23 protein-coding genes are annotated in these 21,208 nt (G+C 71.4%); 10 read left to right on the top strand and 13 right to left on the bottom strand.

The window, feature by feature from the left end; translation table 11 throughout:
• Positions 1-29: 29 nt before the first annotated feature.
• The 4 genes from DW297_RS15190 to DW297_RS15175 form a co-directional block, all read right to left on the bottom strand.
• The gene (locus DW297_RS15190; protein ID WP_168442878.1) at positions 30-1,154 is read right to left on the bottom strand and encodes an ABC transporter ATP-binding protein; all 1,125 of its coding nucleotides are present in this window, start codon (positions 1,152-1,154) and stop codon (positions 30-32) included.
• Positions 1,155-1,210: 56 nt separating this feature from the next.
• Positions 1,211-2,701 carry a DHA2 family efflux MFS transporter permease subunit gene (locus DW297_RS15185; RefSeq protein WP_136033895.1) on the bottom strand — a complete coding sequence of 497 codons (1,491 nt, stop codon included), beginning with the start codon at positions 2,699-2,701 and terminating at the stop codon, positions 1,211-1,213.
• Positions 2,702-2,802: 101 nt separating this feature from the next.
• Positions 2,803-4,416 (bottom strand): LVIVD repeat-containing protein, encoded by a 1,614-nt coding sequence (locus tag DW297_RS15180; protein ID WP_136033893.1) that lies wholly within the window; start codon positions 4,414-4,416, stop codon positions 2,803-2,805.
• A 123-nt stretch (positions 4,417-4,539) separates the two neighbouring features.
• The gene (locus DW297_RS15175) at positions 4,540-5,508 is read right to left on the bottom strand and encodes a LysR substrate-binding domain-containing protein (protein ID WP_136033891.1); all 969 of its coding nucleotides are present in this window, start codon (positions 5,506-5,508) and stop codon (positions 4,540-4,542) included.
• Between the two features lie 83 nt (positions 5,509-5,591).
• Here DW297_RS15175 and DW297_RS15170 point away from each other — a divergent pair, with 83 nt between their 5' ends.
• The 9 genes from DW297_RS15170 to kynU are packed head-to-tail and all read left to right on the top strand — an operon-like array spanning position 5,592 to position 13,985.
• Positions 5,592-7,100 (top strand): 2-hydroxymuconic semialdehyde dehydrogenase, encoded by a 1,509-nt coding sequence (locus tag DW297_RS15170; RefSeq protein ID WP_240744646.1) that lies wholly within the window; start codon positions 5,592-5,594, stop codon positions 7,098-7,100.
• Positions 7,097-7,927, top strand: a complete 831-nt coding sequence (locus DW297_RS15165; RefSeq protein ID WP_168442877.1) for a 2-keto-4-pentenoate hydratase — start codon at positions 7,097-7,099, stop codon at positions 7,925-7,927. The genes DW297_RS15170 and DW297_RS15165 overlap by 4 nt, the downstream gene beginning before the upstream one ends.
• On the top strand, positions 7,924-8,862 hold the full coding sequence (locus tag DW297_RS15160; RefSeq protein WP_136033888.1) for an acetaldehyde dehydrogenase (acetylating): 939 nt from the start codon (positions 7,924-7,926) through the stop codon (positions 8,860-8,862). The genes DW297_RS15165 and DW297_RS15160 overlap by 4 nt, the downstream gene beginning before the upstream one ends.
• Entirely contained in the window at positions 8,859-9,896 is a 1,038-nt protein-coding gene (dmpG, locus tag DW297_RS15155; protein ID WP_136033886.1) for a 4-hydroxy-2-oxovalerate aldolase, read from the top strand. The genes DW297_RS15160 and dmpG overlap by 4 nt, the downstream gene beginning before the upstream one ends.
• Positions 9,893-10,699 (top strand): 2-keto-4-pentenoate hydratase, encoded by an 807-nt coding sequence (locus tag DW297_RS15150; protein WP_136033884.1) that lies wholly within the window; start codon positions 9,893-9,895, stop codon positions 10,697-10,699. Before dmpG ends, DW297_RS15150 begins: the two co-directional genes overlap by 4 nt.
• Positions 10,696-11,148: a RidA family protein gene (locus DW297_RS15145; RefSeq protein WP_136033882.1), complete on the top strand. Its 453-nt coding sequence runs from the start codon at positions 10,696-10,698 to the stop codon at positions 11,146-11,148. The genes DW297_RS15150 and DW297_RS15145 overlap by 4 nt, the downstream gene beginning before the upstream one ends.
• Positions 11,145-11,669, top strand: a complete 525-nt coding sequence (locus DW297_RS15140) for a 3-hydroxyanthranilate 3,4-dioxygenase (protein ID WP_136033880.1) — start codon at positions 11,145-11,147, stop codon at positions 11,667-11,669. Before DW297_RS15145 ends, DW297_RS15140 begins: the two co-directional genes overlap by 4 nt.
• A 7-nt stretch (positions 11,670-11,676) precedes the next feature.
• Complete coding sequence (locus DW297_RS15135) at positions 11,677-12,669, top strand: amidohydrolase family protein (protein WP_136033877.1); 993 nt, start codon at positions 11,677-11,679, stop codon at positions 12,667-12,669.
• A 26-nt stretch (positions 12,670-12,695) separates the two neighbouring features.
• The gene (gene kynU, locus DW297_RS15130; protein ID WP_136033875.1) at positions 12,696-13,985 is read left to right on the top strand and encodes a kynureninase; all 1,290 of its coding nucleotides are present in this window, start codon (positions 12,696-12,698) and stop codon (positions 13,983-13,985) included.
• A gap of 69 nt (positions 13,986-14,054) precedes the next feature.
• On the opposite strand, the gene DW297_RS15125 is transcribed toward kynU, so the two are convergent.
• From DW297_RS15125 to rpsF, 5 genes are all read right to left on the bottom strand, one after another.
• Positions 14,055-14,786, bottom strand: a complete 732-nt coding sequence (locus tag DW297_RS15125) for a GntR family transcriptional regulator (RefSeq protein ID WP_136033873.1) — start codon at positions 14,784-14,786, stop codon at positions 14,055-14,057.
• Positions 14,787-14,915: 129 nt separating this feature from the next.
• The gene (rplI, locus tag DW297_RS15120; protein WP_136033871.1) at positions 14,916-15,368 is read right to left on the bottom strand and encodes a 50S ribosomal protein L9; all 453 of its coding nucleotides are present in this window, start codon (positions 15,366-15,368) and stop codon (positions 14,916-14,918) included.
• 11 nt (positions 15,369-15,379) lie between these two features.
• Entirely contained in the window at positions 15,380-15,634 is a 255-nt protein-coding gene (gene rpsR, locus DW297_RS15115; RefSeq protein ID WP_017203799.1) for a 30S ribosomal protein S18, read from the bottom strand.
• A 59-nt stretch (positions 15,635-15,693) separates the two neighbouring features.
• Positions 15,694-16,194: a single-stranded DNA-binding protein gene (locus DW297_RS15110; protein ID WP_136033869.1), complete on the bottom strand. Its 501-nt coding sequence runs from the start codon at positions 16,192-16,194 to the stop codon at positions 15,694-15,696.
• A gap of 5 nt (positions 16,195-16,199) precedes the next feature.
• Positions 16,200-16,568 (bottom strand): 30S ribosomal protein S6, encoded by a 369-nt coding sequence (gene rpsF, locus DW297_RS15105; protein WP_021201450.1) that lies wholly within the window; start codon positions 16,566-16,568, stop codon positions 16,200-16,202.
• A 225-nt stretch (positions 16,569-16,793) separates the two neighbouring features.
• Here rpsF and DW297_RS15100 point away from each other — a divergent pair, with 225 nt between their 5' ends.
• Positions 16,794-17,498 carry a hypothetical protein gene (locus DW297_RS15100; protein WP_136033867.1) on the top strand — a complete coding sequence of 235 codons (705 nt, stop codon included), beginning with the start codon at positions 16,794-16,796 and terminating at the stop codon, positions 17,496-17,498.
• 60 nt (positions 17,499-17,558) lie between these two features.
• Here DW297_RS15100 and DW297_RS15095 read toward each other — a convergent pair whose 3' ends face one another.
• From DW297_RS15095 to DW297_RS15080, 4 genes are read right to left on the bottom strand one after another with little or no spacing between them, the layout of a single operon-like run.
• A complete protein-coding gene (locus tag DW297_RS15095) occupies positions 17,559-18,398 on the bottom strand; it encodes an ABC transporter ATP-binding protein (RefSeq protein WP_136033865.1) in 840 nt (279 codons plus the stop codon).
• Positions 18,391-19,233 carry an ABC transporter ATP-binding protein gene (locus DW297_RS15090; protein WP_240744645.1) on the bottom strand — a complete coding sequence of 281 codons (843 nt, stop codon included), beginning with the start codon at positions 19,231-19,233 and terminating at the stop codon, positions 18,391-18,393. Before DW297_RS15090 ends, DW297_RS15095 begins: the two co-directional genes overlap by 8 nt.
• Positions 19,230-20,141, bottom strand: a complete 912-nt coding sequence (locus tag DW297_RS15085; protein WP_136033863.1) for an ABC transporter permease — start codon at positions 20,139-20,141, stop codon at positions 19,230-19,232. The genes DW297_RS15090 and DW297_RS15085 overlap by 4 nt, the downstream gene beginning before the upstream one ends.
• Positions 20,138-21,199: an ABC transporter permease gene (locus DW297_RS15080; protein ID WP_136033861.1), complete on the bottom strand. Its 1,062-nt coding sequence runs from the start codon at positions 21,197-21,199 to the stop codon at positions 20,138-20,140. The genes DW297_RS15085 and DW297_RS15080 overlap by 4 nt, the downstream gene beginning before the upstream one ends.
• Positions 21,200-21,208: the final 9 nt, after the last annotated feature.

The following is a 21,208-nucleotide window of genomic DNA, read 5'->3' as shown; positions in this document are numbered from 1 at the left end:
GCGTGATCTCGGGTGTGGTGCGGGTTGCGTCATGCGGCCAGCACGCGGCAGGCGTGCGGGACCAGTTCGAGGAAGACCCTGCCGCCCTCGGGGGGTGTCGCCAGCGGAGCTCCGCGGCCGACGATCGTGCCGACCGTCTCGCCACCGGCGAGCACCTCGGCCTCGTACTCGACGATCTCGCCGAGGAACTCCACCCGCACGATGCGCACGGGGACGACGTTGGGGCGCTCGACCGCGGTCTCGTGCCAGCGCACGGCCTCGGGCCGCAGCGTCAGCGTGACCTCGTCGCCCGCCGTGACCCCGTCGGGGACGGGCGTGTGCAGCCGGGTGCCGAGTGCCTCGACCACCGCGTCATCGCTGCCGTCGCGGTCGACCACACGGGCGGGCACCATGTTCACGCGGCCGACGAAGTCCGCCACGAAGCGGTCGGCCGGCTGGTCGTAGAGCTCGCGCGGGGCGGCCTCCTGCACGATGCGGCCGCCGTTCATCACGGCCACCCGGTCGGACATCGACAACGCCTCGGACTGGTCGTGGGTGACGTAGAGGGCGCTGATGCCGAGGCTGCGCTGCAGGCTGCGCAGCTCGTTGCGCATGGTGTCGCGCAGCTTCGCGTCGAGGTTGGACAGCGGCTCGTCCAGCAGCAGCAGCCGCGGACGGTGCGCGAGCGCGCGGGCGAGGGCGAGTCGCTGCTGCTGCCCGCCTGACAGCGCGGTGGCGGGGCGCTGCGCGAGGTGGTCGAGCTGCACGAGTTCCAGTGCCTCCATCGCGCGCTTCTTCGCCTCCTGCTTCGGCAGCCGGGAGCCGGCGACCTGGAGGGGGAAGATCGCGTTGGCGAACACGGTCATGTGCGGCCAGATGGCGTAGTTCTGGAAGACCATGCCGATGTCGCGCTTGTCGGGCGACACGTGCTGGGTGCCGGTGGACAGCACGCCCCCGTCGAGCGATATGACTCCGCCGTTGCTGCGCTCGAGCCCGGCGACGCAGCGCAGCGTCGTGGTCTTGCCGCAGCCCGACGGCCCGAGGAGGGAGTAGAACGTGCCGGGCTCGATCGTGAACGTGACGTCCTTCACGACGGGGACGGCGGCGCCGTCGAGCTCGTAGTCCTTCTTCAGGGCGTCGACGACGAGTCGTCCGCCCCCGGCGTTCGCGGTCATCGGCGTCCTCTCTCGGGCGTCTGTTCTGGATTCTGGATCCACAATCGTCGCTACCATCATCGTCCCTCTCCCGTCGTCGCCGCCACCGGCTGCGGGGCGGCGGGTGCACCCCACGGCCGCGGCTTCACGAAGAACAGCACCACGAGCGCGCAGACCCCGAAGGCCACGGCCGACAGCAGCAGCGACTGCGACATCGCCCGCGCCAGCCCCACGCCGTCCTCGTCGGACAGCACGCTGCCGGGGTGGATCGCGCCAGGCACGAACCCGCGGATCTGCGCCGCCAGGGTCACGTTCATCAGCACGGCCAGCAGGGCGGAACCGATGACGGAACCCATCTGCCGCGTCGTCGAGTAGACCCCGGAACCCGCCCCGGCCTGCGTGTGCGGCAGGTTGCGTGTGGCGGTCGAGGCCAGCGGCCCGAACATGCCAGACACCCCGACCCCGAGCAGCGCCGACGGCAGCAGCAGCAGCCAGAACGGGGCGTCGAGCGTCATGGTCGCGGCGTACCAGGCCATCGCGACCGCCGAGATCGTGAACGCGGCGAAGGTCACCCAGCGCGGTCCGACCCGGTCGCTGAGCTTTCCGACGAACGGCCCGAGTACCCCGGACACCACCGCCATCGGCGCGAGCATGAGGGCCGCGAGCGTGGAGTCGAGGCCACGGGCGACCTGGAAGTAGAAGGCGAGGGGCACGGGCATCGCGGTGATGCCGACCCCCACCAGGAAGATCGTGGCGTTCGCGACGGAGAAGTTGCGATCGCGGAACAGCGCCAGCGGCATGAGCGGCTCGGCGCGGCTGACGCGCTGCCACACCACGAACAGCACCAGCAGCACGACGCCCGCGGCGATCAGCCCCCACACCGTGACCGGACCGGCGATCACACCCCAGTCGTACACCTCCCCCTCCTGGAGTCCGAAGACCAGGAGGAAGAGCCCGGCACCCGAGAGGATCACGCCGAGCAGGTCGAACCGATGGGGGTGGCCGTCCAGATCCGGCACCAGCCGCCACGCGACGACGAACGCCACCACGCCGACCGGGACGTTCACGAAGAAGATCCACTCCCAGCCGACCGTGTCGGTGAGCACGCCGCCCAGGATCGGCCCGACGAGCGTCGCGAGGCCGCCCACGGCACCCCACGCCCCCATCGCCTGGCCCCGGCCGCGCGGCGGGAAGACGCGGGCGATGATCGCCATCGTCTGCGGCGTCATCAGCGCGGCGCCGAAGCCCTGCACGGCCCGCGCCGCGATCAGCATCTCGATGCTGCCGGACAGGCCGCACGCGAGGGAGGCGAGGGTGAACAGCACGAGTCCCGCGAGGTACACCCGCTTGGGGCCGAACCGATCGCCGAGGCGGCCCGTGATCAGCAGCGGCACCGCGTAGGCGAGCAGGTACGCGCTGGTCACCCAGATCACCGTCGTGAGGTCGGCGTCGAACGCCGCGAGGATGACCGGGTTGGCGATCGCCACGATCGTCGTGTCCACGAGGATCATGAAGAAGCCGATGCACAGGGCCCACAGGGCGGGCCACGGCCGGACTGTCTGCGTCATGAGCTGCTTTCGGGTGGGGCGTCACGGGGGGGCGGGTGGTCCGGGGTCCGTCCTGTTCGCCCCCGAGTGCAGGACGGACGCCGGAGTTCCGGGGGCCGGGGTCAGCCGTCGGCGGAGGGGATCCCGGTGACGGGCTCCCCCAGCAGCGGCGTCGACACGGCGTAGATGCCGTGGTTCGCGAACAGCCAGATGAGGTTGCGGTCCCACTCGACGAAGATGCCGTGCACGGGTGCGGCGAGATCGTCGTCGTCCTTCAGTCCCATCGGCGGCACGAAGTAGGCGCCCACCTTCGGGTCCTCGGGGTCGCGCACGTCGAAGATCTGCAGACCGGCGGCGTAGAACGCGTACGGGATGACCCCGCCGTGCGGCGTGCCGGTGTTGGTGAAGTAGCCGGAGCGCTTGGGGCCGAACGAGCCGCGGCGCTGCGCCCAGTCGGTGAAGGCCGCCTCCGCGGGCGGCGTGGGCCGGGGCAGCGTGCGCACGACCCGCGGGTTCGTCGGGTCGCTCACGTCGATCTGGTAGATCTCCTTGGCGGGCTCGTAGCAGTCGGTGTTCATCGGGTAGCCGGAGACGTAGACGTACCCGGTCTCCTCGACCTGGGTGGTGTCGACGTTGTCGCCCTCGGTGCCGGCGACGCTCGTCGGCAGCGGGCACCAGCCCACGTGGTGGATGTCCGTCGGGTCGGAGACGTCGAGCACGAAGAAGCCCTGGCCGCCCTGCGCCGCGTAGCCGTACGTCCAACCCGACTCGACCGAGCGGGGCAGGAACACGCCCATGCGCGAGCCGAACCAGGAGGTCTTGTTGTTCCAGCGGTCGTTGTCGGCCAGGTACGGGGAGTCGTCCTCCTCGCCGGGCCGCGAGCCGGGCACCCACCAGGTCGACAGCAGCTCGGGCTTCGCGGGGTCGGACACGTCGTAGGCCGCGTGGCCCGCGGTCCACAGCGTGGTGCGGTACGGCTGGTTGGTGAAGGTGTTGTCGGGCGCGGTGGCCACGAACAGGTACTTGTCGCCGTAGTACACCGGGAGGTCGAGCACGCCGTTGCCCTCCTGGATCTCGCCGGGCGAGTGGTTCGGGTCGGTCGACACCTCGGTGAGCAGCGTCCACTCGCGCGGGCTCGGGCCGTCCATCCGCCAGGTGCGGAAGCCCCGCAGGCCCTCCCACTCCTTCAGCTGCCCCTCGACCGTGTCGTCGAGCCACTTGTTGGCGACGCGCCCCTGGAGGAAGTACCGCGGGGTCTCGCTCGCCTGGATCGCGATGTACGCGCCGAGCTCCTGGTTCCACTGCACGGTGGTCGCGCCGAACTGCGGGCGGGGGTCGCCCCAGCCCCACTGCTCCTCGTCGACGATCGTGAGGTCGCGCGGGTCGGTGATGTCGTACAGCTTCCAGTGGTTGCCGCCGCCGTAGTGCAGCATCAGCCGCCGCCCGTCCCAGTCATAGATGCACTGCCACGAGTGGCTCGTGTTCACCACGATCGGGTAGAACGCCTCGGCCTTCGCGTTGAGCGTGTAGGTCTCCGGGTCGCGGTAGTCGAGCTGACCGGGCCAGTCGACGAACACGTCGCGCGGGACGGAGGGGGTGTGGGCGGGCGGCAGGAACGTGCCGTCGGGCTGCATGCCCCACGTGGAGGGGTCGGGATCGGCCGGTTCTCCGGCGACGCGCTCGAAGTCCTCCGGACGGTACTTCTTCGCATCGGGCACGTAGGGAGAGCCGGCCATGTCGCCTCCATTGGCTGAATCGGGTGGGATCGTCACGACGTCGTGTCGTCCCCCTCAGATTCACCCGGTGCCGCGATGCTGTCCAATATCCATACGGGTCAGAGCCATGACCATCCGGGCATATCAGCCGAGGGGTCGCGGCTCCCCCTCCGTGTACTCGCTTTCCAGGGCCGCGAGCCGCGCGCCCTCCTCGCGCAGGTGCGTCAGCAGGGCGGTCGCGGCGGGCGAGGGCGCCCGATCCTTGGGCAGCGTGACGCCGACCGAACGCCGGATCGAGCTGAGCGGCGTGGGCAGGATCCGCAGCTCGCGGTCGTCGACCGCGATGAACATCGGCAGCGCCGCGATCACGTCGGTCGAGATCAGCAGCGTGCGCAGCGTCAGCATCGACGTGCACTCCACGCGGTCGGGAGGCAGGGGCAGCCCCTCGTGGAAGAACACCGCCTCCAGCTCCGCGCGCAGGGCGGTCTGGGCCACGGGGAAGATCCACGGGTAGGAGATGAGCTCCGCGAGCGAGTGCGCCTTGGCACCACCGAGCACCGGGTGCCCGGCCCGCGCGACCAGGCGGATCGGCTCGAGGTGCAGCCGCTCCTGCTCCAGTCGCACCGGCACCGTGGGCGACAGCCGCCCCACCGTGAGGTCGAGGTCGCCCGCGAGCAGCAGCTGCTGCAGGGTGTCGGGCGTGCCCTCGCGCACCACCACCGTGAGCCGGGGATGCTCGGCCTTCAGCCCCGCGATCGCCCGCGGCAGCAGCAGGTTCGACCCGGCCAGGTGCGTGCCGACCGTGACCGTGCCCAGCTGTCCGGACTGCAGCAGCCGCACTTCCTCCCCCGCCGCCCGCAGCTCGGCGAGCACGGACCGGGCCCGCTCGATGAACGCGTGCCCGTACGGCGTCGGTCTGACCCCGCGCGGCAGGCGCTCGAACAGTGCGACCCCGAGCACCTCCTCCACCTCGCGCAGTCCGCGCGTGACGACGGGCTGGGTGATGTGCAGCGACTCGGCCGCGCGCACGAGCGTGCCCTCGTCGGCGATGGCGGTGATGAGGACGAGGTGCCGGATCTTGACCCGGCCGTCGAGCAGTCGATCGGTGACCATGAGCGGGACTATAGCCGTGGGGGCATGGCAGTGCATCAAGAGAGTATTTGTCGGCATCCCTTCGACGTTCCTAGCCTGAGCGCATGCCTTCCGAGACGATGACGCCTCCCCGCCCTGCCGCCGAGCAGGGCCGGGCGCCCCGCGCGATCCACAACCTGATCGCCGGCGAGCGCGTCGAGGGCATCGGCTCCTTCGCCAAGATCAGCCCGATCGACGGCACGCTGATCGCCGAGGTGCACGAGGCCGGGGCCGAGCAGGTCGACCGTGCCGTGGCTGCCGCCCGTGCCGCGTTCGACGGACCGTGGGGTCGCATGACGGTGGCCGAGCGCGCCCGCCTGCTGCGGGGCGTCGCCGACGCGATCGACCGCCGCGCCGATGAGCTCGTGGCCGCCGAGGTCGGCGACACCGGCAAGCCCGAGTCCCTCGCCCGCGACCTCGACGTGGCCAGGGCCGCCGCGAACTTCCGCTCCTTCGCCGACACGGTCTCCGCCACCGGGCTCGACTCGTTCCTCACCGAACTGCCCGACGGCCGCCGCGCCCTCAACTACGCGGTGCGCAAGCCCCTCGGCGTGGTCGCGGTGATCGTGCCGTGGAACCTGCCGCTGCTGCTGCTCACGTGGAAGCTCGCGCCGGCCCTCGCCACCGGCAACACCGTGGTGATCAAGCCGTCCGAGGAGACGCCGTCGTCGGCCACGCTGCTCGCCGAGATCCTCGCGGAGGCGGGGGTGCCGGCCGGGGTGGTGAACGTGGTGCACGGCTTCGGCGCGGGTTCCGCGGGCGAGGCCCTCACGAAGCACCCCGGCATCGACGGTGTGACCTTCACGGGCGAGTCCTCCACGGGCTCCGCGATCATGCGGGCCGTCGCACCGCGCGTGCGTCCGGTGTCGTTCGAGCTCGGGGGCAAGAACGCCGCGCTCGTGTTCGCCGACGCCGACCTCGACGCCGCGGTGGCCGGACTCGCCCGCAGCACCTACCTCAACACGGGCCAGGTGTGCCTGTGCACCGAGCGCATCTACGTCGAGCGGTCGGTGTTCGACGATGTGGCGGCCGGGCTCGCCGAGCACGCGGGGCGGCTGCGCCTCGGTCGGCCGGAGGACCCCGCGACCACCACGGGCCCGCTGATCTCGCAGGCGCACCGGCAGAAGGTGCAGTCGTACTTCGACCTCGCGGTGTCGGAGGGCGCCACGGTGCTCGCGGGTGGCGGGGTGCCGACCCTCGGCGACGGACTCGACGGCGGCTCCTGGATCGAGCCGACACTGTGGACCGGGCTCGACAACAGCCACCGCACCGTGCGCGAGGAGGTGTTCGGCCCGGTCGCCGCCCTCATCCCGTTCGACAGCGAGGAGGAGGCGATCCGGCTCGCGAACGACACCGACTACGGGCTCGCCGCCGTCACCTGGACCACCGATCTCACCCGCGGTCACCGCGTCGCCCAGCAGATGCGCACCGGCATGTCGTGGGTCAACACCTGGTACCTGCGCGACCTGCGCAGCCCGTTCGGCGGCGTGGGGCTCTCCGGCATCGGTCGCGAGGGCGGCCACCACTCGCTCGAGTTCTACACCGAGCCGACGAACGTGTGCGTGCAGCTGTGACCGGGGTCCTCGACACCGAGGCCGTGCGGGCCGCCGACGAGCGGCTGCGGCGGGCGGCCGAGACCGGTCGCCCGTGCGCTCCGGTGCGCGACCTGCTCGGCGACACCGACCAGGACGCCGCGTACGCCGTGCAGTCGCTCGGCATCGCCCGTCACGTGGACGGGGGCCGGCGCATCGTGGGGCGCAAGATCGGCCTCACCTCGCCGGTCGTGCAGGCGCAGCTCGGCGTGGACAGCCCCGACTACGGCGTGCTGCTCGACGACATGATCCACGCCGACCGGGAGCCGCTCGACCTCGGGCGCTTCCTGCAGCCGCGCGCGGAGGCCGAGGTGGCGTTCGTGCTCGGGCGCGACCTCGACTCCCCCAACGCGACCGTCGCCGACGTGCTGCGGGCGACGGAGTTCGTGCTGCCCGCGATCGAGGTCGTGGACTCCCGGGTGGCGGGATGGGACATCCGCCTCACCGACACCATCGCCGACAACGCCTCCAGCGGCGCGGTCGTGCTGGGCACGACCCCCCGCCGGCTCGACGGCTTGGATCTGACCGCGCTCGGCATGACGCTCGACCGCGACGGGCGCCCCGTCTCGACCGGCAGCGGCGCCGCGTGCCTGGGCAGCCCCGTGATCGCGGTGGCCTGGCTGGCGCGCGAGGTCGCCCGGCGCGGACAGCCGCTGCGCGCAGGCGAGGTGATCCTGTCCGGGGCGCTCGGGCCCATGGTCGACGCAACGGCCGGCGTGTTCCGCGCCCGGCTCGACGGACTCGGAGAGGTGCGCGCCGACTTCCACGGCACGGCCTCCGGCACGGCGACGGAAGGGGCGGCGGCATGACCACGGGAATCGCCATCATCGGCTCCGGCAACATCGGCACGGACCTGCTCATCAAGGTGAAGCGGCTGTCCACCACGCTGCACGTGGTGGCGATGGCCGGGATCGACGAGCACTCGGACGGCCTCGCGCGCGCCCGCCGCCTGGGTGTCGCCACCACGCACGAGGGGGTGGACGGGCTGCTCGCCCTGCCCGAGTTCGCCGATGTCGAGCTGGTGTTCGACGCGACCTCGGCCGGCGCGCACTCCCGCAACGACGCCCTCGTGCGCAACGCCGGACGGCTCATGGTCGACCTCACGCCCGCCGCGATCGGCCCCTACGTGGTGCCCGTGGTGAACCTCGACGCGCACGCGGGGGCCACCAACGTGAACATGGTGACGTGCGGCGGGCAGGCGACCGTGCCCATGGTGGCCGCCGTGTCGCGCGTGGCCCCGGTCGCATACGCCGAGATCGTCGCCTCGATCGCCTCGAAGTCCGCAGGACCCGGCACCCGCGCGAACATCGACGAGTTCACCCAGACCACGGCCCGCGCGCTGGAGGTGATCGGGGGCGCCGAGCGGGGCAAGGCCATCATCGTGCTGAACCCCGCCGACCCGCCGCTCATCATGCGCGACACCGTGTACTGCCTGGTCGAGGGCGACCCCGCCACGCTCGACCGCGACGCCGTCCGCACCTCGGTGACCGACATGGTCGCCGCGGTGCAGGGGTACGTGGGCGGCTACCGGCTCGCGCAGGACGTGCAGTTCGACGCGGTCGACGAGGGGTACGTCCCCGCGCTCGACCGGGCGTTCCGCGGCACGCGCGTGACCGTGTTGCTGGAGGTGACCGGCGCCGGGCACTACCTTCCGGAGTACGCGGGCAATCTCGACATCATGACCTCGGCCGCCCTGCGCACCGCCGAGCGACTCGTCGCCCGACGGACGGGGGTTCCCGCATGACCGGCTCGACTCCGCGCGTGTACGTGCAGGACGTGACGCTGCGCGACGGCATGCACGCCATCGGCCACGGTTACACGACCGACCAGGTTCGCGACATCGCCCGGGCCCTGGAAGCGGCGGGCGTGGATGCGATCGAGGTCGCGCACGGCGACGGCCTCGGCGGATCCAGCGTCGCCTACGGGCACGGCGCCCACACCGATTGGCAGTGGATCGCGGCCGCCGCCGAGGTCCTGGACCGGGCGGTGCTGACGACCCTGATCCTGCCCGGCATCGGCACGATCGACGACCTCGCCCGCGCCCGCGACCTCGGCGTCGCGAGCGTGCGGGTCGCCACCCACTGCACCGAGGCCGACGTCGCGATCCAGCACATCACGTGGGCGCGCGAGCACGGCATGGACGTGTCGGGGTTCCTGATGATGAGCCACCTGAACGATCCGCGCGGGCTCGCCGAGCAGGCGCGGATCATGCAGGACGCGGGAGCGCACTGCGTGTACGTGACCGACTCCGGCGGACGCCTCACGATGCACGATGTCGCCGCGCGCGTGGACGCCTATCGCGACGTGCTCGACCCCGCGACGCAGATCGGCATCCACGCGCACGAGAACCTCTCGCTGAGCGTCGCCAACAGCGTGACCGCCGTCGAGCACGGCGCGTACCGCGTCGATGCATCCCTCGCGGGCCAGGGCGCCGGAGCGGGCAACTGCCCCGTCGAGGCGTTCGTCGCGGTGGCGGATCTGCTCGGGTGGGAGCACGGCTGCGACCTGTTCGCGCTGCAGGACGCCGCGGAGCAGCTGGTGCGTCCGCTGCAGCGCCGTCCGGTGCGCGTCGACCGCGAGACGCTCACCCTCGGCTACGCGGGCGTGTACTCCAGCTTCCTGCTGCACGCCGAGCGCGCGGCCGCGAAGCACGACCTCGACGCGCGGGACATCCTGGTCGAGCTCGGACGACGGCGCATGGTGGGCGGCCAGGAGGACATGATCGTCGATGTCGCGCTCGACCTGGTCGCCGCGCGTTCCGCGGGGGCGGCCTCATGAGCACCGACGCGGTCTACGCCGCCGCCCTCGACACCGCCCAGCGCACGGCCGCGCCCATCAACCAGCTGTCGCCCACGGAGGAGGTCGACCTCGCCACGGCCTACGCCACGCAGCACGCCCTCATCGCCCGACGGGTCGCCCGCGGCGAGCACATCACCGGGGTCAAGCTCGGATTCACGAGTCAGGCCAAGGCGCAGCAGATGGGTGTGCACGACGTGATCCTGGGCACCCTGACCGATGCCATGCGCCTGGACGACGACGGCGTGTTCGCGCGGCGGTCCGCCATCCACCCGCGCATCGAGCCCGAGGTCGCCTACCTCCTGCGCGCCGACCTGGACGCGTCCGCGGTCGACCGGCCGCTGTCGGAACTGGTGGCCGCGGTCGCCCCCGCCCTGGAGATCATCGACTCCCGGTACCGCGACTTCCGCTTCAGCCTCGCCGACGTGGTGGCCGACAACGCCTCCGCCGCGGCCTACGCGATCGGCCCCTGGACACCGCTCGACCGCGCGGGCGCCATCGACAACCGGGCCGTGCGGCTCGAGGTCGACGGCCGCATCGCCGCGACGGGCTCGACCGCCGCGATCCTCGGCGACCCCGGTCGCGCCATCCTCGCGGCCGCTCGACTCGGTGCGCGCCACGGCTTCGTGCTGCGGGCGGGCATGGTGCTCCTCGCCGGGGCCGCGACCGCCGCTGTTCCCCTGCCCGACCGCGGTGTGGTCGAGGCGACGGTCACCGGTCTGGGCGGCGTCACGATCCGCACGGACGACGGTTCCGCGTCGTCCGGCCCGAAGGGAGCATCATGACCGAGTCCCGCGGCATCCTCGTGGAGGGCAAGGCCACCCCGCGCGGACGCTTCCCGCACGCCAAGCTCAGCGGCGACCTCGTGTTCGTGTCGGGCACCTCCAGCCGCCGCCCCGACAACACGATCGCGGGCGCCGAGGTCGACGAGTTCGGGGCGACCCGGCTCGACGTCGCGGTGCAGACCCGCGCCGTGATCGAGAACATCCGCGCGGTGCTGGCCGCCGCGGGCTGCGACCTCGACGACCTCGTGCAGGCCACCACGTTCCTGGTCGACATGAACGACTTCGCCCCCTACAACGCCGTCTGGGCCGAGTACTTCGACGAGCAGGGTCCGGCCCGCACCACGGTCGCCGTGCACGCCCTGCCGCATCCGCACCTGCGCCTCGAGATCCAGGCGATCGCGAGGCGCCCCGACCGCACCACCCCTGCCACTCTCGAGGAGGAGAAATGAGCACCATCCCACCCGTCATCGACTTCGCCGCCTGGATCACGGAGAACGAGCACCTCCTGAAGCCGCCGGTCAACAACAAGGCCGCCTGGACGCCGATGGGCGACTTCATCGTGCAGGTCGTCGGCGGCCCCAACCAGCGCACCGACTTCCACTTCGATCCTTACGAGGAGTGGTTCTACCAGTACCGCGGCAACATGCACGTGAACATCCAGACGGAGGACGGCCCGCAGCGCATCGACATCCGCGAGGGCGAGATGTGGCTGCTGCCCGGCAACGTGTTCCACTCCCCGCAGCGCCCCGAGGAGGGGTCGATCGGCATCGTGATCGAGCGCATCCGCGAGGAGGGCACGCTGGAGAAGTTCGCGTGGTTCTGCCCGAACTGCAACACCAAGGTGCACGAGGTCGAGCTGCAGGTGCGCGACATCGTGGAGGACCTGCCGCCGGTGTTCCGCGAGTTCTACGACAGCGAGGAGGGGCGCACCTGCCCCGAGTGCGGCACCGTCCATCCCGGCAAGGGCTGACGCGGCGTTGGGCACGATCGACGTCCACACGCACTTCGTGCCGAGCGCCTGGCCCGACCTGTCCACGCAGGTCGGGCCAGGGCTCTGGCCGACCCTGCGCGTGGACTCCGAGCGCGAGGCGATGATCATGCTCGGCGAGTCCGAGTTCCGTCGCATCGGCGACGACTGCTGGGATGCCGAGGTGCGCCTGGCCGACATGGACGCCGACGGGGTGGAGATGCAGGTGGTCTCCCCCACTCCGCTGTTCTTCTCCTATGACAAGTCGGGAGACGAGGCGGTGAAGGTCGCGCGCCTCTTCAACGACCTAGCGCTGGAGATCTGCGCCCCCGCGCCCGATCGGCTCATCCCGTTCGCGCAGGTGCCGCTGCAGGATCCGGATGCCGCGTGCGTCGAGGCCGACCGCGCGATCGCCTCCGGTCACGCCGGGGTCGAGATCGGCAACCACGTCGGTGACCGCGACCTCGACGACGCCGGCATCGTCACGTTCCTCCAGCACTGCGCCGGGCGCGGGATCCCCGTGTTCGTGCACCCCTGGGACATGGCCGGCTCGCCGCGACTCGATCGCTGGATGGCCCGCTGGCTCACGGGCATGCCCGCCGAGACGCACCTGTCGATCATCGCGCTGATCCTCGGCGGAGTGTTCGACCGCGTTCCGCCGTCGCTGCGGCTCGCGTTTGCGCACGGCGGCGGCTCGTTCGCGTTCTGGCTCGGCCGCTTCGAGAACGCGTGGCGGCAGCGGCCCGACGTGATCGGCGTGAGCGCACAGCCGCCCTCTTCCTACCTCGACCGGTTCAGCGTCGACAGCGTCGTGTTCGACCCGGCCGCGCTGCGCCTGCTCGTCGACACGCTCGGCGCCTCGCAGGTGATGGTCGGCAGCGACTACCCGTATCCCCTGGGCGAGCGACCGGTCGGCGACGTCGTCCACCGCTCCGCCTTCCTCGACGACGCCGACAAGACCGCCATCCTCCGCGACAACGCCCTGCGCTTCCTCGGCCGCTGACCGCACGACCCGAACGGACCCGCCCCATGAGCACCACGACCCCGCCCAGCGCCACGACCCGCACCGCCCTCGACCGCGCCACCTGCGAGGCGCTCGACGCCTCCGATCCGCTCGGCTCGTTCCGCGACTGCTTCGTGCTGCCGGAGGGCGTGATCTACCTCGACGGCAACTCCCTCGGCGCGCTCCCCCGGCACACCCCGGCGCATGTGCAGCGCGTGATCACCGAGGAGTGGGGCACCGGGCTCATCCGCAGCTGGAACGACGCGGGCTGGTTCGCGAAGCCGCGTACGGTCGGCGACCGGATCGCCCCGCTGATCGGCGCCGCGGAGGGCGAGGTCGTGCTCGGCGACTCCACGTCGGCGAGCCTCTTCCAGGCCGTGGTCGCGGCGGTGCGCATGCGGCCGGGGCGGCGCGTGATCGTCGCCGAGCGCGGCAACTTCCCCACCGATCTGTACATGCTGGAGGCCGTGCAGGAGCTGCTCGGCGGCGGCGAACCCCTGGAGCGGCGTCTGATCGCCGACGACGGCCCCACGCTCGACGACGTGCTCGACGACCATGTGGCGGTGGTCGTGCTCACCCAGGTCGACTACCGCACCGGGCGGCTGCACGATCTGGCCGAGGTCACGCGCCGCGTGCAGGCCGCCGGGGCCCTGGTGGTGTGGGACCTGTGCCACAGCGCCGGGGCGCTGCCGATCGACCTGAACGCCGCCGGGGCCGACTTCGCGGTGGGCTGCACCTACAAGTACCTCAACGGCGGCCCGGGGTCACCATCGTTCCTGTGGGCCGCGTCCCGCCATCACGCCGCCGCCCGGCCCGCGCTCACCGGCTGGCACGGCCACGCCCGTCCGTTCGACTTCACGGTGGACTACGCCCCGGCGCCCGGCATCGAGCGGTTCCGCGTCGGCACACCGCAGCTGCTGTCGGTCGCGGGACTGGAGGCGAGCCTCGACATCTGGGACGACGTCGACCTGGAGCTGCTGCGCGAGAAGAGCCTGCGGCTGACCGAGCTGTTCCTGTCGCTCGTGGACGCGCGGCTCGCAGAGCGCTGGGGCATCGTCTCCGTCACACCCCGCGAGTCGTCCCGCCGCGGCAGCCAGGTGTCGCTGCGCCACGACGACGGCTATGCGGTGATGCAGGCCCTCATCGAGCGCGGGGTCATCGGCGACTTCCGGGCGCCCGACCTCATCCGCTTCGGGTTCACCCCGCTCTACACCTCCTACGCCGACGTGTGGGATGCGGTCGACGTGCTGCACGACGTGCTGGAGACCGAGGTGTGGCGCGAGCCCCGCTTCGCACGCCGCGGCACCGTCACCTGAGCCCCGGGCGGTCCTGCGCCCGCGGAGCAGTGTGTCCGCGGAGTCGCCCGCCGCGAGTCGTGCGCCGCGTCAGGAGTTGTCCGCGCCCTCCGCGGCCGCGTCGTCGAGCAGGGCGATCACGCCGTCGCGCACCTGGGTCAGGTGGGCCTCCAGCACGCCCAGCGCCTTCTTCGCGTCGCCGGCCGCGACCACGTCGACGAGCTCGGTGTGCGAATGATCGTGCGAGCCCGCGGGCCCCAGCCGCCACCCCAGCACGTAGCGCCCGAGCTTGAGCCGCAGCTGCTCGATCATCTCCCACAGCAGCGGGCGGGCCTGCGCGTCGTACAGGGTGGCGTAGAACTCGGTGCGCGCCTCGACGAACTCGCCGCCCTCGGAGATGTCGTCGGCGGTTTTCGCGAGCTCCCGCAGGCGCTCGACCCGTTCGGGCGTGATCTCCGCCATCGCCAGGCGCAGCGCCTCCTTCTCGAGCAGCATGCGCAGGTGGTAGACCTCCCCGGCCTCCTCCGTGGACAGCGCCCGCACCATCGCGCCGCGGCGGGCGTGGAACACCACGAGCCCGTCGGCCTCGAGCTGGATGAGGGCGGAGCGGATCGGGAGGCGGGAGATGCCGATCGATTCGGCGAGGGTCTCCTGGCGCAGTTTCATGCCGGGCGGGAGTGTGCCATCGAGGATCGCGTCGCGGATGATGTCGTACGCCATCGCGCCGACCGACCGATACCCGGCCCCGTGTCGCTGGGCGAGCTTCTGCAGCGCATCGGCGCGATCCTTCGCAGACGCCGCCGCGTCCCCTGACTTCACCATGGGTCAGAGGCTATCGGATCGAAGCCCTCAAACTCTGCATTCTGGATCCAAGATCACCGAGCGCGTCGCGCCCGGAGAACGAAGAACGCCCCCCGTCCCGGAGGACGGAGGGCGTTCGACAGACGTGCCTTACTTGGCGGCGACGACCTGCAGCGTGATGACCGCAGTGACGTCCTCGTGCAGACGCACGGTCGCCTCGTGCTCACCGGTCGCCTTGATGGGCGACGTGATGTGCACCTTGCGCTTGTCGATCGCACCGAGACCGGCGGCCTCGACCGCGTCGGCCACGTCGGCGGTCTTGACCGAGCCGAAGAGACGACCCTCCTTGCCGGCCTTGACCGCGAGGCGCACCTTGGCGGCCTCCAGCGAGTTCTTCAGGGCCACGGCCTCGTCGCGGTCGTGGATCGCACGCGCCTGGCGTGCGGCCTGGATCGACGCGACCTGCTTCTCGCCACCGCGCGTCCACGCGGTCGCGAAACCCTGCGGGATGAGGTAGTTGCGGGCGTACCCGTTCTTGACCTCGACCACGTCACCGGCGCTACCCAGCCCGGCGACCTCGTTCGTGAGAATCAGCTTTGCCATCTCAGTACCCCTTACCGGCCGGCGCCAGCGTAGGGCAGGAGCGCCATCTCGCGCGCGTTCTTGATCGCCGTGGCGATCAGACGCTGCTCCTGCACCGACACACCGGTGATGCGACGGGCGCGGATCTTGCCGCGCTCCGAGACGAACTTGCGGAGGGTGGCGACATCCTTGTAATCGATGACACCGACCCGGATGGACTTCGCGGGGGCGGCGTTCTTCGCGCCCTTCCGCGGCTTGCGGCGGTCGCCGCTCGACTTTCCAGCCATTGCTCTTCCTTAGTGATGATGATCGGACGCTGCGCGCTCGCGCGCATCCGGAGAATTGATCAGAACGGGGTGTCGTCGCCGAAGCTGCCCGGAGTGCTCCAGGCGTCGGCGCTGGTCGACGAGCCGGGCGTGGACCACGGCTCCTCCGACACCTGCTGCTGCTGCGGACGGGACTGCCCGCCACCGCCACCGCTCGAGGCCGCACGGGTGACCTGCGCGGTCGCGTACCGCAGCGAGGGGCCGATCTCGTCGACCTCCAGCTCGATCGCGGTGCGCTGGTTGCCCTCGCGGTCCTGGTAGGAACGCTGACGCAGACGGCCCTGCGCGATCACGCGCATGCCCTTGGTCAGCGAGCCCGCCACGTGCTCCGCGAACTCGCGCCAGACCGACGCGCGGAGGAACAGCGCTTCGCCGTCCTTCCACTCGTTCGCGGCACGGTCGAAGTTGCGCGGCGTCGATGCGATGGTGAAGTTCGCCACCGGCAGCCCGTTCTGCGTGTACCGCAGCTCGGGGTCGGCCGTGAGGTTTCCCACCACGGTGATGACGGTTTCGCCGGCCATGAGACTTAGGCCTTCGCAGCCTTGGCGGCCTTGCGGGCAGCCTTCTCTTCGGAGCGCTTGGCCTCGGACGCGATCATCGCCTGAGCCTCTTCCGCGCGCAGGACCTTGGTGCGCATGATCTGCTCGTTCAGCTTGAGCTGACGGTCGAGCTCCTGCGTGGCGGCGCTGGTCGCGGTGAAGTTGACGACGGCGTAGATGCCCTCGGTCTTCTTCTGGATCTCGTAGGCCAGACGGCGCTTGCCCCAGATGTCGACGTTCTCGATCGAGCCACCATCGTTGGTGATGACCTTCAGGAACTTGTCGAGCGTCGGGGCGACCTGGCGCTCGTCGATCTCGGGGGTCAGAATGACCATGAGTTCGTACTGGTGCGTCACTTACCCACCTCCTTCGGACTAGAACGGCTCTCGGGACTTTCCCGGGAGCAGGAGGGTGTGTGCACGTGCCTGCCCGTGGAACCCGAGCGGGTGCCGGAAGGCAGACAACCTCGACAGTCTAGCGGACATTCCTCCGAGCCGCCTCCCACCGATCGGCCCGCGGCTTGGCATGCTGGAGGGCGTGCCCGATGACCGTCATCGGGCACATGACTGGAGGGGGGCGCCATGCGCGTCAACAAGTGGGGGGTCGGCGTCGTTCTCGCCGCCGCCGTCATGCTCACCGGATGCTCGGCGGGCGGATCGGACAAGCCGGCCGACGCGAAGCCGAGCACGGCCGCATCGCAGGAGGCCGACGCACCGGCCACGGACTGCCCCGAGCTGGCCGAGGGCGCGACCGTCGACGGCACGGCGCTCGGCACGTGCATCGCCGACGCGATGGCCGACTCCGCGGGCTACGCCGCCAAGACGAGCGTGCTGGGCATGGAGAGCACCGCCCGCGTGAACCCCTCCGAGAAGGCCCTCGAGTCGATCTCGCCGATGGGCTCGATCGTCGCGATCGGCGACGACGTGTGGGTCAAGTCGCCGTCGAGCGACTGGCAGCCGGCCGACCCGGACTCCAGCGACCCGATCATCGCGGGCCTCAGCACGAGCGCGGCCGACGTCGCCGCCATGGACCCCGCCGCTGCGGCCGAGGCCCTCGCGGGCGACTTCACCGTGAGCGGCACCGGCGAGCGCCTCGGCCAGAAGGTGTTCCTGATCACCGGTTCGGTCGACCAGCAGGGCACGACCGTCGACGTGGCGTTCGAGGTCACCGCCGACTACGTCAACCTCGCATCGAAGAGCACCGCGTCCGTCGAGGGCCAGTCGCTGGAGATCGCGATGGAGATCACCGAGTGGGACGTGAAGCAGGACATCGTCGCCCCGGTGTGATCCGGGGATGACACGAAGGGCCGGGGCATGCGCCCCGGCCCTTCGCCGTCCGGCCCCGCGTCAGTAGGCGACGGGCGGGACCTCGGCCCACACGGCGCGGTCGTCCGTGGAGGGGGCGTCGGGGATGCGGCCGGCGCCGTCCGGCTCGGGGATGGCCGCGAGCAGGGCCTGCGTGTAGGGGTGCTGCGGCGCGGACCACAGCTGCTCCGTGGGGCCCGACTCGAGCACCCGTCCCGCGAACATGACCAGGGTGCGATCGGCGATGCGGCGCACCACGGCGAGGTCGTGCGAGATGAAGAGCATGCCGGCGCCCGACTCGGCCACCAGGTCGCGCATCAGTCCGGCCACGCTCGTCTGCGTCGAGGCGTCGAGCGCCGAGATGGGCTCGTCCGCCACGAGCAGCGAGGGCCGCGCGGCCAGGGCCCTGGCGATCGCGATGCGCTGCTTCTGCCCGCCCGAGAACTGGTGCGGGAAGCGGGTGCGGACGTTCGCGGGCAGCCCGACGCGTTCGAGCCACTCCTCCACGGTGGATCCGGCGGCACCGCGCGCTCGGGCGGTGGCGATGCCGTCGGAGATCTGGTCGCCGATGCGTCGGCGAGGGTTCAGCGAGGTCGACGGGTCCTGGAACACCATCTGGATCCCGGTCAGGGCGGTCGACCGGCGGCGGATGCCGAGCGGCGCGACCGGGGCCCCGCGGAACTCGACCGTGCCGGCGGCGGTCTTCTCGATGCCGACGACGGCGCGGGCGAGGCTCGACTTGCCGCTGCCCGACTCGCCGACCAGCGCGACGGTCTCCCCCGCGGCCACGCGGAGCGACACCCCGTTCACGGCGATCACCGGCGGATTGCCCGGGTATCGCACGACCACGTCGCGCGCGTCGAGGACGCTGACCTCACTCATGCGCATCCTCCTCGATCGAGTCGACCGCATCGACCTGGTCCGTCGCGTCGACCGCGGGCGCCTCGATGCGCGAGCCGGGGAGGGCGGCGAGCAGCATCCGCGTGTACTCGTGCTGCGGGTGCAGGAACAGGGTCTCGCGGTCGGCGAGCTCCACGATGCGGCCGTCCTTCATGACCGCGACGGTGTCGGCGATCGCGCTCATCACGCCGAGGTCGTGCGTCACGAGCAGCACGGCGAGGTTCCGTTCGATGGCGAGGTCGCGCAGCAGCTGCAGGATGCCGGCCTGCACCGTGACGTCGAGCGCCGTGGTGGGCTCGTCCGCCAGCAGCACCTCGGGGTCGCACACCAGGGCGCACGCGATCGCGATGCGCTGCCGCTGCCCGCCCGAGAACTGGTGCGGGTAGCGCTTCAGCGCCTCCGCCGGGTTCGGCACCTGCACGGTCTGCAGCAGCTCCACCGCCCGCTCGCGCGCCGCGGCGCCCGTGAGGCCGAGGTGCACGCGCATGTGGTCGGTGAGCTGGCGGCCGACCGGGAGCTGCGGGTGCAGCGACGCCGACGGGTCCTGGAACACCATCGCGATGCGCTTCCCGCGGATGCGGTTGAGGCCGCGGCGCTTCAGGCCGAGCAGCTCCTCCCCCGCGAGGGTGATCGAGCCGCCCGTGCGGGCCTGCCGCGGCAGCAGCCCGAGCACCGCGAGCGAGGTGAGGGTCTTGCCGGAGCCCGACTCGCCCGCGAGGCCGTGGATGCGCCCGGCCTCGAGCTCGAGCGAGACGCCCTTCACGAGCGGACGGCCGATGTCGACCGTGAGATCGCGGATGCTCAGCGCGGCGGTCATGCGGGCACCCCCGTCGCGGAGGCCTGGTGGTCGGCCTCCTTCTCGTGCGTGACCTCGGCGGTCGGGTCGAGCACGTCGCGCATCGCATCGCCGAGGAAGTTGAACGCCAGCACGACCGTGAGGATCGCGAGACCGGGGAACACCCCGAGCCACCAGGCGTCGAAGTTCTGCATGGCCCCCGAGATCATCGACCCCCACTCGGCGGTGGGCGGCTGCGCGCCGAGGCCGAGGAAGGAGAGGCCGGAGAGCAGCAGGATCGCGGCGCCGATGTCGAGCGTGGCGAGCACGAGCACGGGCCCGGCGATGTTGGGGAGGATGTCGACGAACAGGGTCCGCAGCGGCGAGTGGCCGAGCAGGCGTCCGGCGATCACGTAGTTCTGTCCGCGCAGGCCGAGCACGATGCTGCGGGTGACGCGGGCGTACTGCGGCCACGACACCACGATCGCCGCGATCACCGCGTTGAACAGCGACGGGCCGAGCGACGCGGCGACCACCATCGCGAGGATCACGGTCGGGAACGCCATGAAGAGATCGGTGATGCGCATCAGCGTCTCGTCGACCGCGCGGCCGAAGTAGCCCGCGACGGCGCCGATCAGCGTGCCGATGATCATCGCCGCGATCACGAGCATGAGCGCGAGCGGCAGGCTCACCGTCGCTCCGGTCATCAGTCGCGAGAAGATGTCGCGGCCGTTGCCGTCGGTGCCGAGGATCGTGTCGATGCCCGGCTCCTGCAGTCGCGGCAGCACCTGCGCGTTCGGCGGGTACGGCACCCACCACTGCGCCGTGAAGGCGATGACGATCCAGGCCGCCGCGATCACGGTGCCGATGATGCCGAGCGGGGTGCGCCAGGCGCGGGGCCAGCGGAAGCGGAAGCGCCAGGGGCCGGCGGCGGCGTCGATGCGGCTCATGCGATCCTCACTCTCGGGTCGAGCACGCCGTAGAGCAGGTCGACGATGAAGTTGATGAGGAGGTAGATGACGCCGACGACCAGACCGACGCCCATGATGCCGGGCAGGTCGAGGTTCGCGGCGGAGTTGTAGGCGTACGTGCCCAGGCCCGGCCACGCGAACACCGACTCCACGAGCACGGTGCCCGACAGCAGGGCCCCGAATGCGACGCCCACCACGGTGAGGATCGGCAGCGAGGCTCCGCGGAGCACGTAGTCGAGGATGACGCGCATGGCCGGGAGGCCCTTGGCGCGGGCGGCCCGCACGTAGTCGCTGCCCAGCACCTCCAGCACCGACGTGCGGATGAACCGGGTGAGCAGACCGATCGTCACGAGCGAGAGCACCATGACGGGAAGGGCGAGGTGGGCGAGCGCGTCGAAGAAGCCGACGCCGTCGCCGTTGAGCAGGTAGTCGACCGTGTAGAGCCCGGTCACGCGCGGCGGCGGGGTGATCGACGGCGAGATGCGCCCCGAGCCCGGCGCGATGCGCAGCTCCAGGAAGAAGACGTAGAAGCTGACCAGCGCGAGCCAGAAGGTGGGGACGCTGAGGCCGACGAGGGTGACCACGCGGATGACCTGGTCGGTGACGAGGCCCCGGCGGTAGGCGGCGAGCGTGCCGAGCACGATGCTGACCGCGAGGCTGACGATGATCGCCCCGATCGCGATCTCGATCGTCGCGGGCACCGCGGTGGCGAGGTCGCTGGTGACCGGGCGTCCGGTCACCAGCGACGTGCCGAGGTCCCCGCGGAGCAGGTTCCCCATATAGATGAAGTACTGCACGAACAGTGGCTGGTCGAGTCCGTTCGCCTTGATGAACGCCTCGCGCGTCGCCGGGTTCTGCGACGCGCCCTCACCGAGGGCGGCCGAGACCGGGTCTCCCGGCACCAGGTTGGTGAGCGCGAACGTGACGATCGTCACGCCCACCAACAGGAGCAGGGAGGTCCCGGCCCGCCGCAGCAGGTATCCGACGAGAGGCGAACGGCGCCGCTGCGCCTGCCTCTGCACGGCCACTGTCGTCATGGAAGGTCC

The sequence above is a fragment of the Microbacterium sp. PF5 genome (assembly GCF_004794315.1).
Lineage (GTDB): Bacteria > Actinomycetota > Actinomycetes > Actinomycetales > Microbacteriaceae > Microbacterium > Microbacterium sufflavum.
This window is presented reverse-complemented; position numbering and strand designations above follow the sequence as displayed.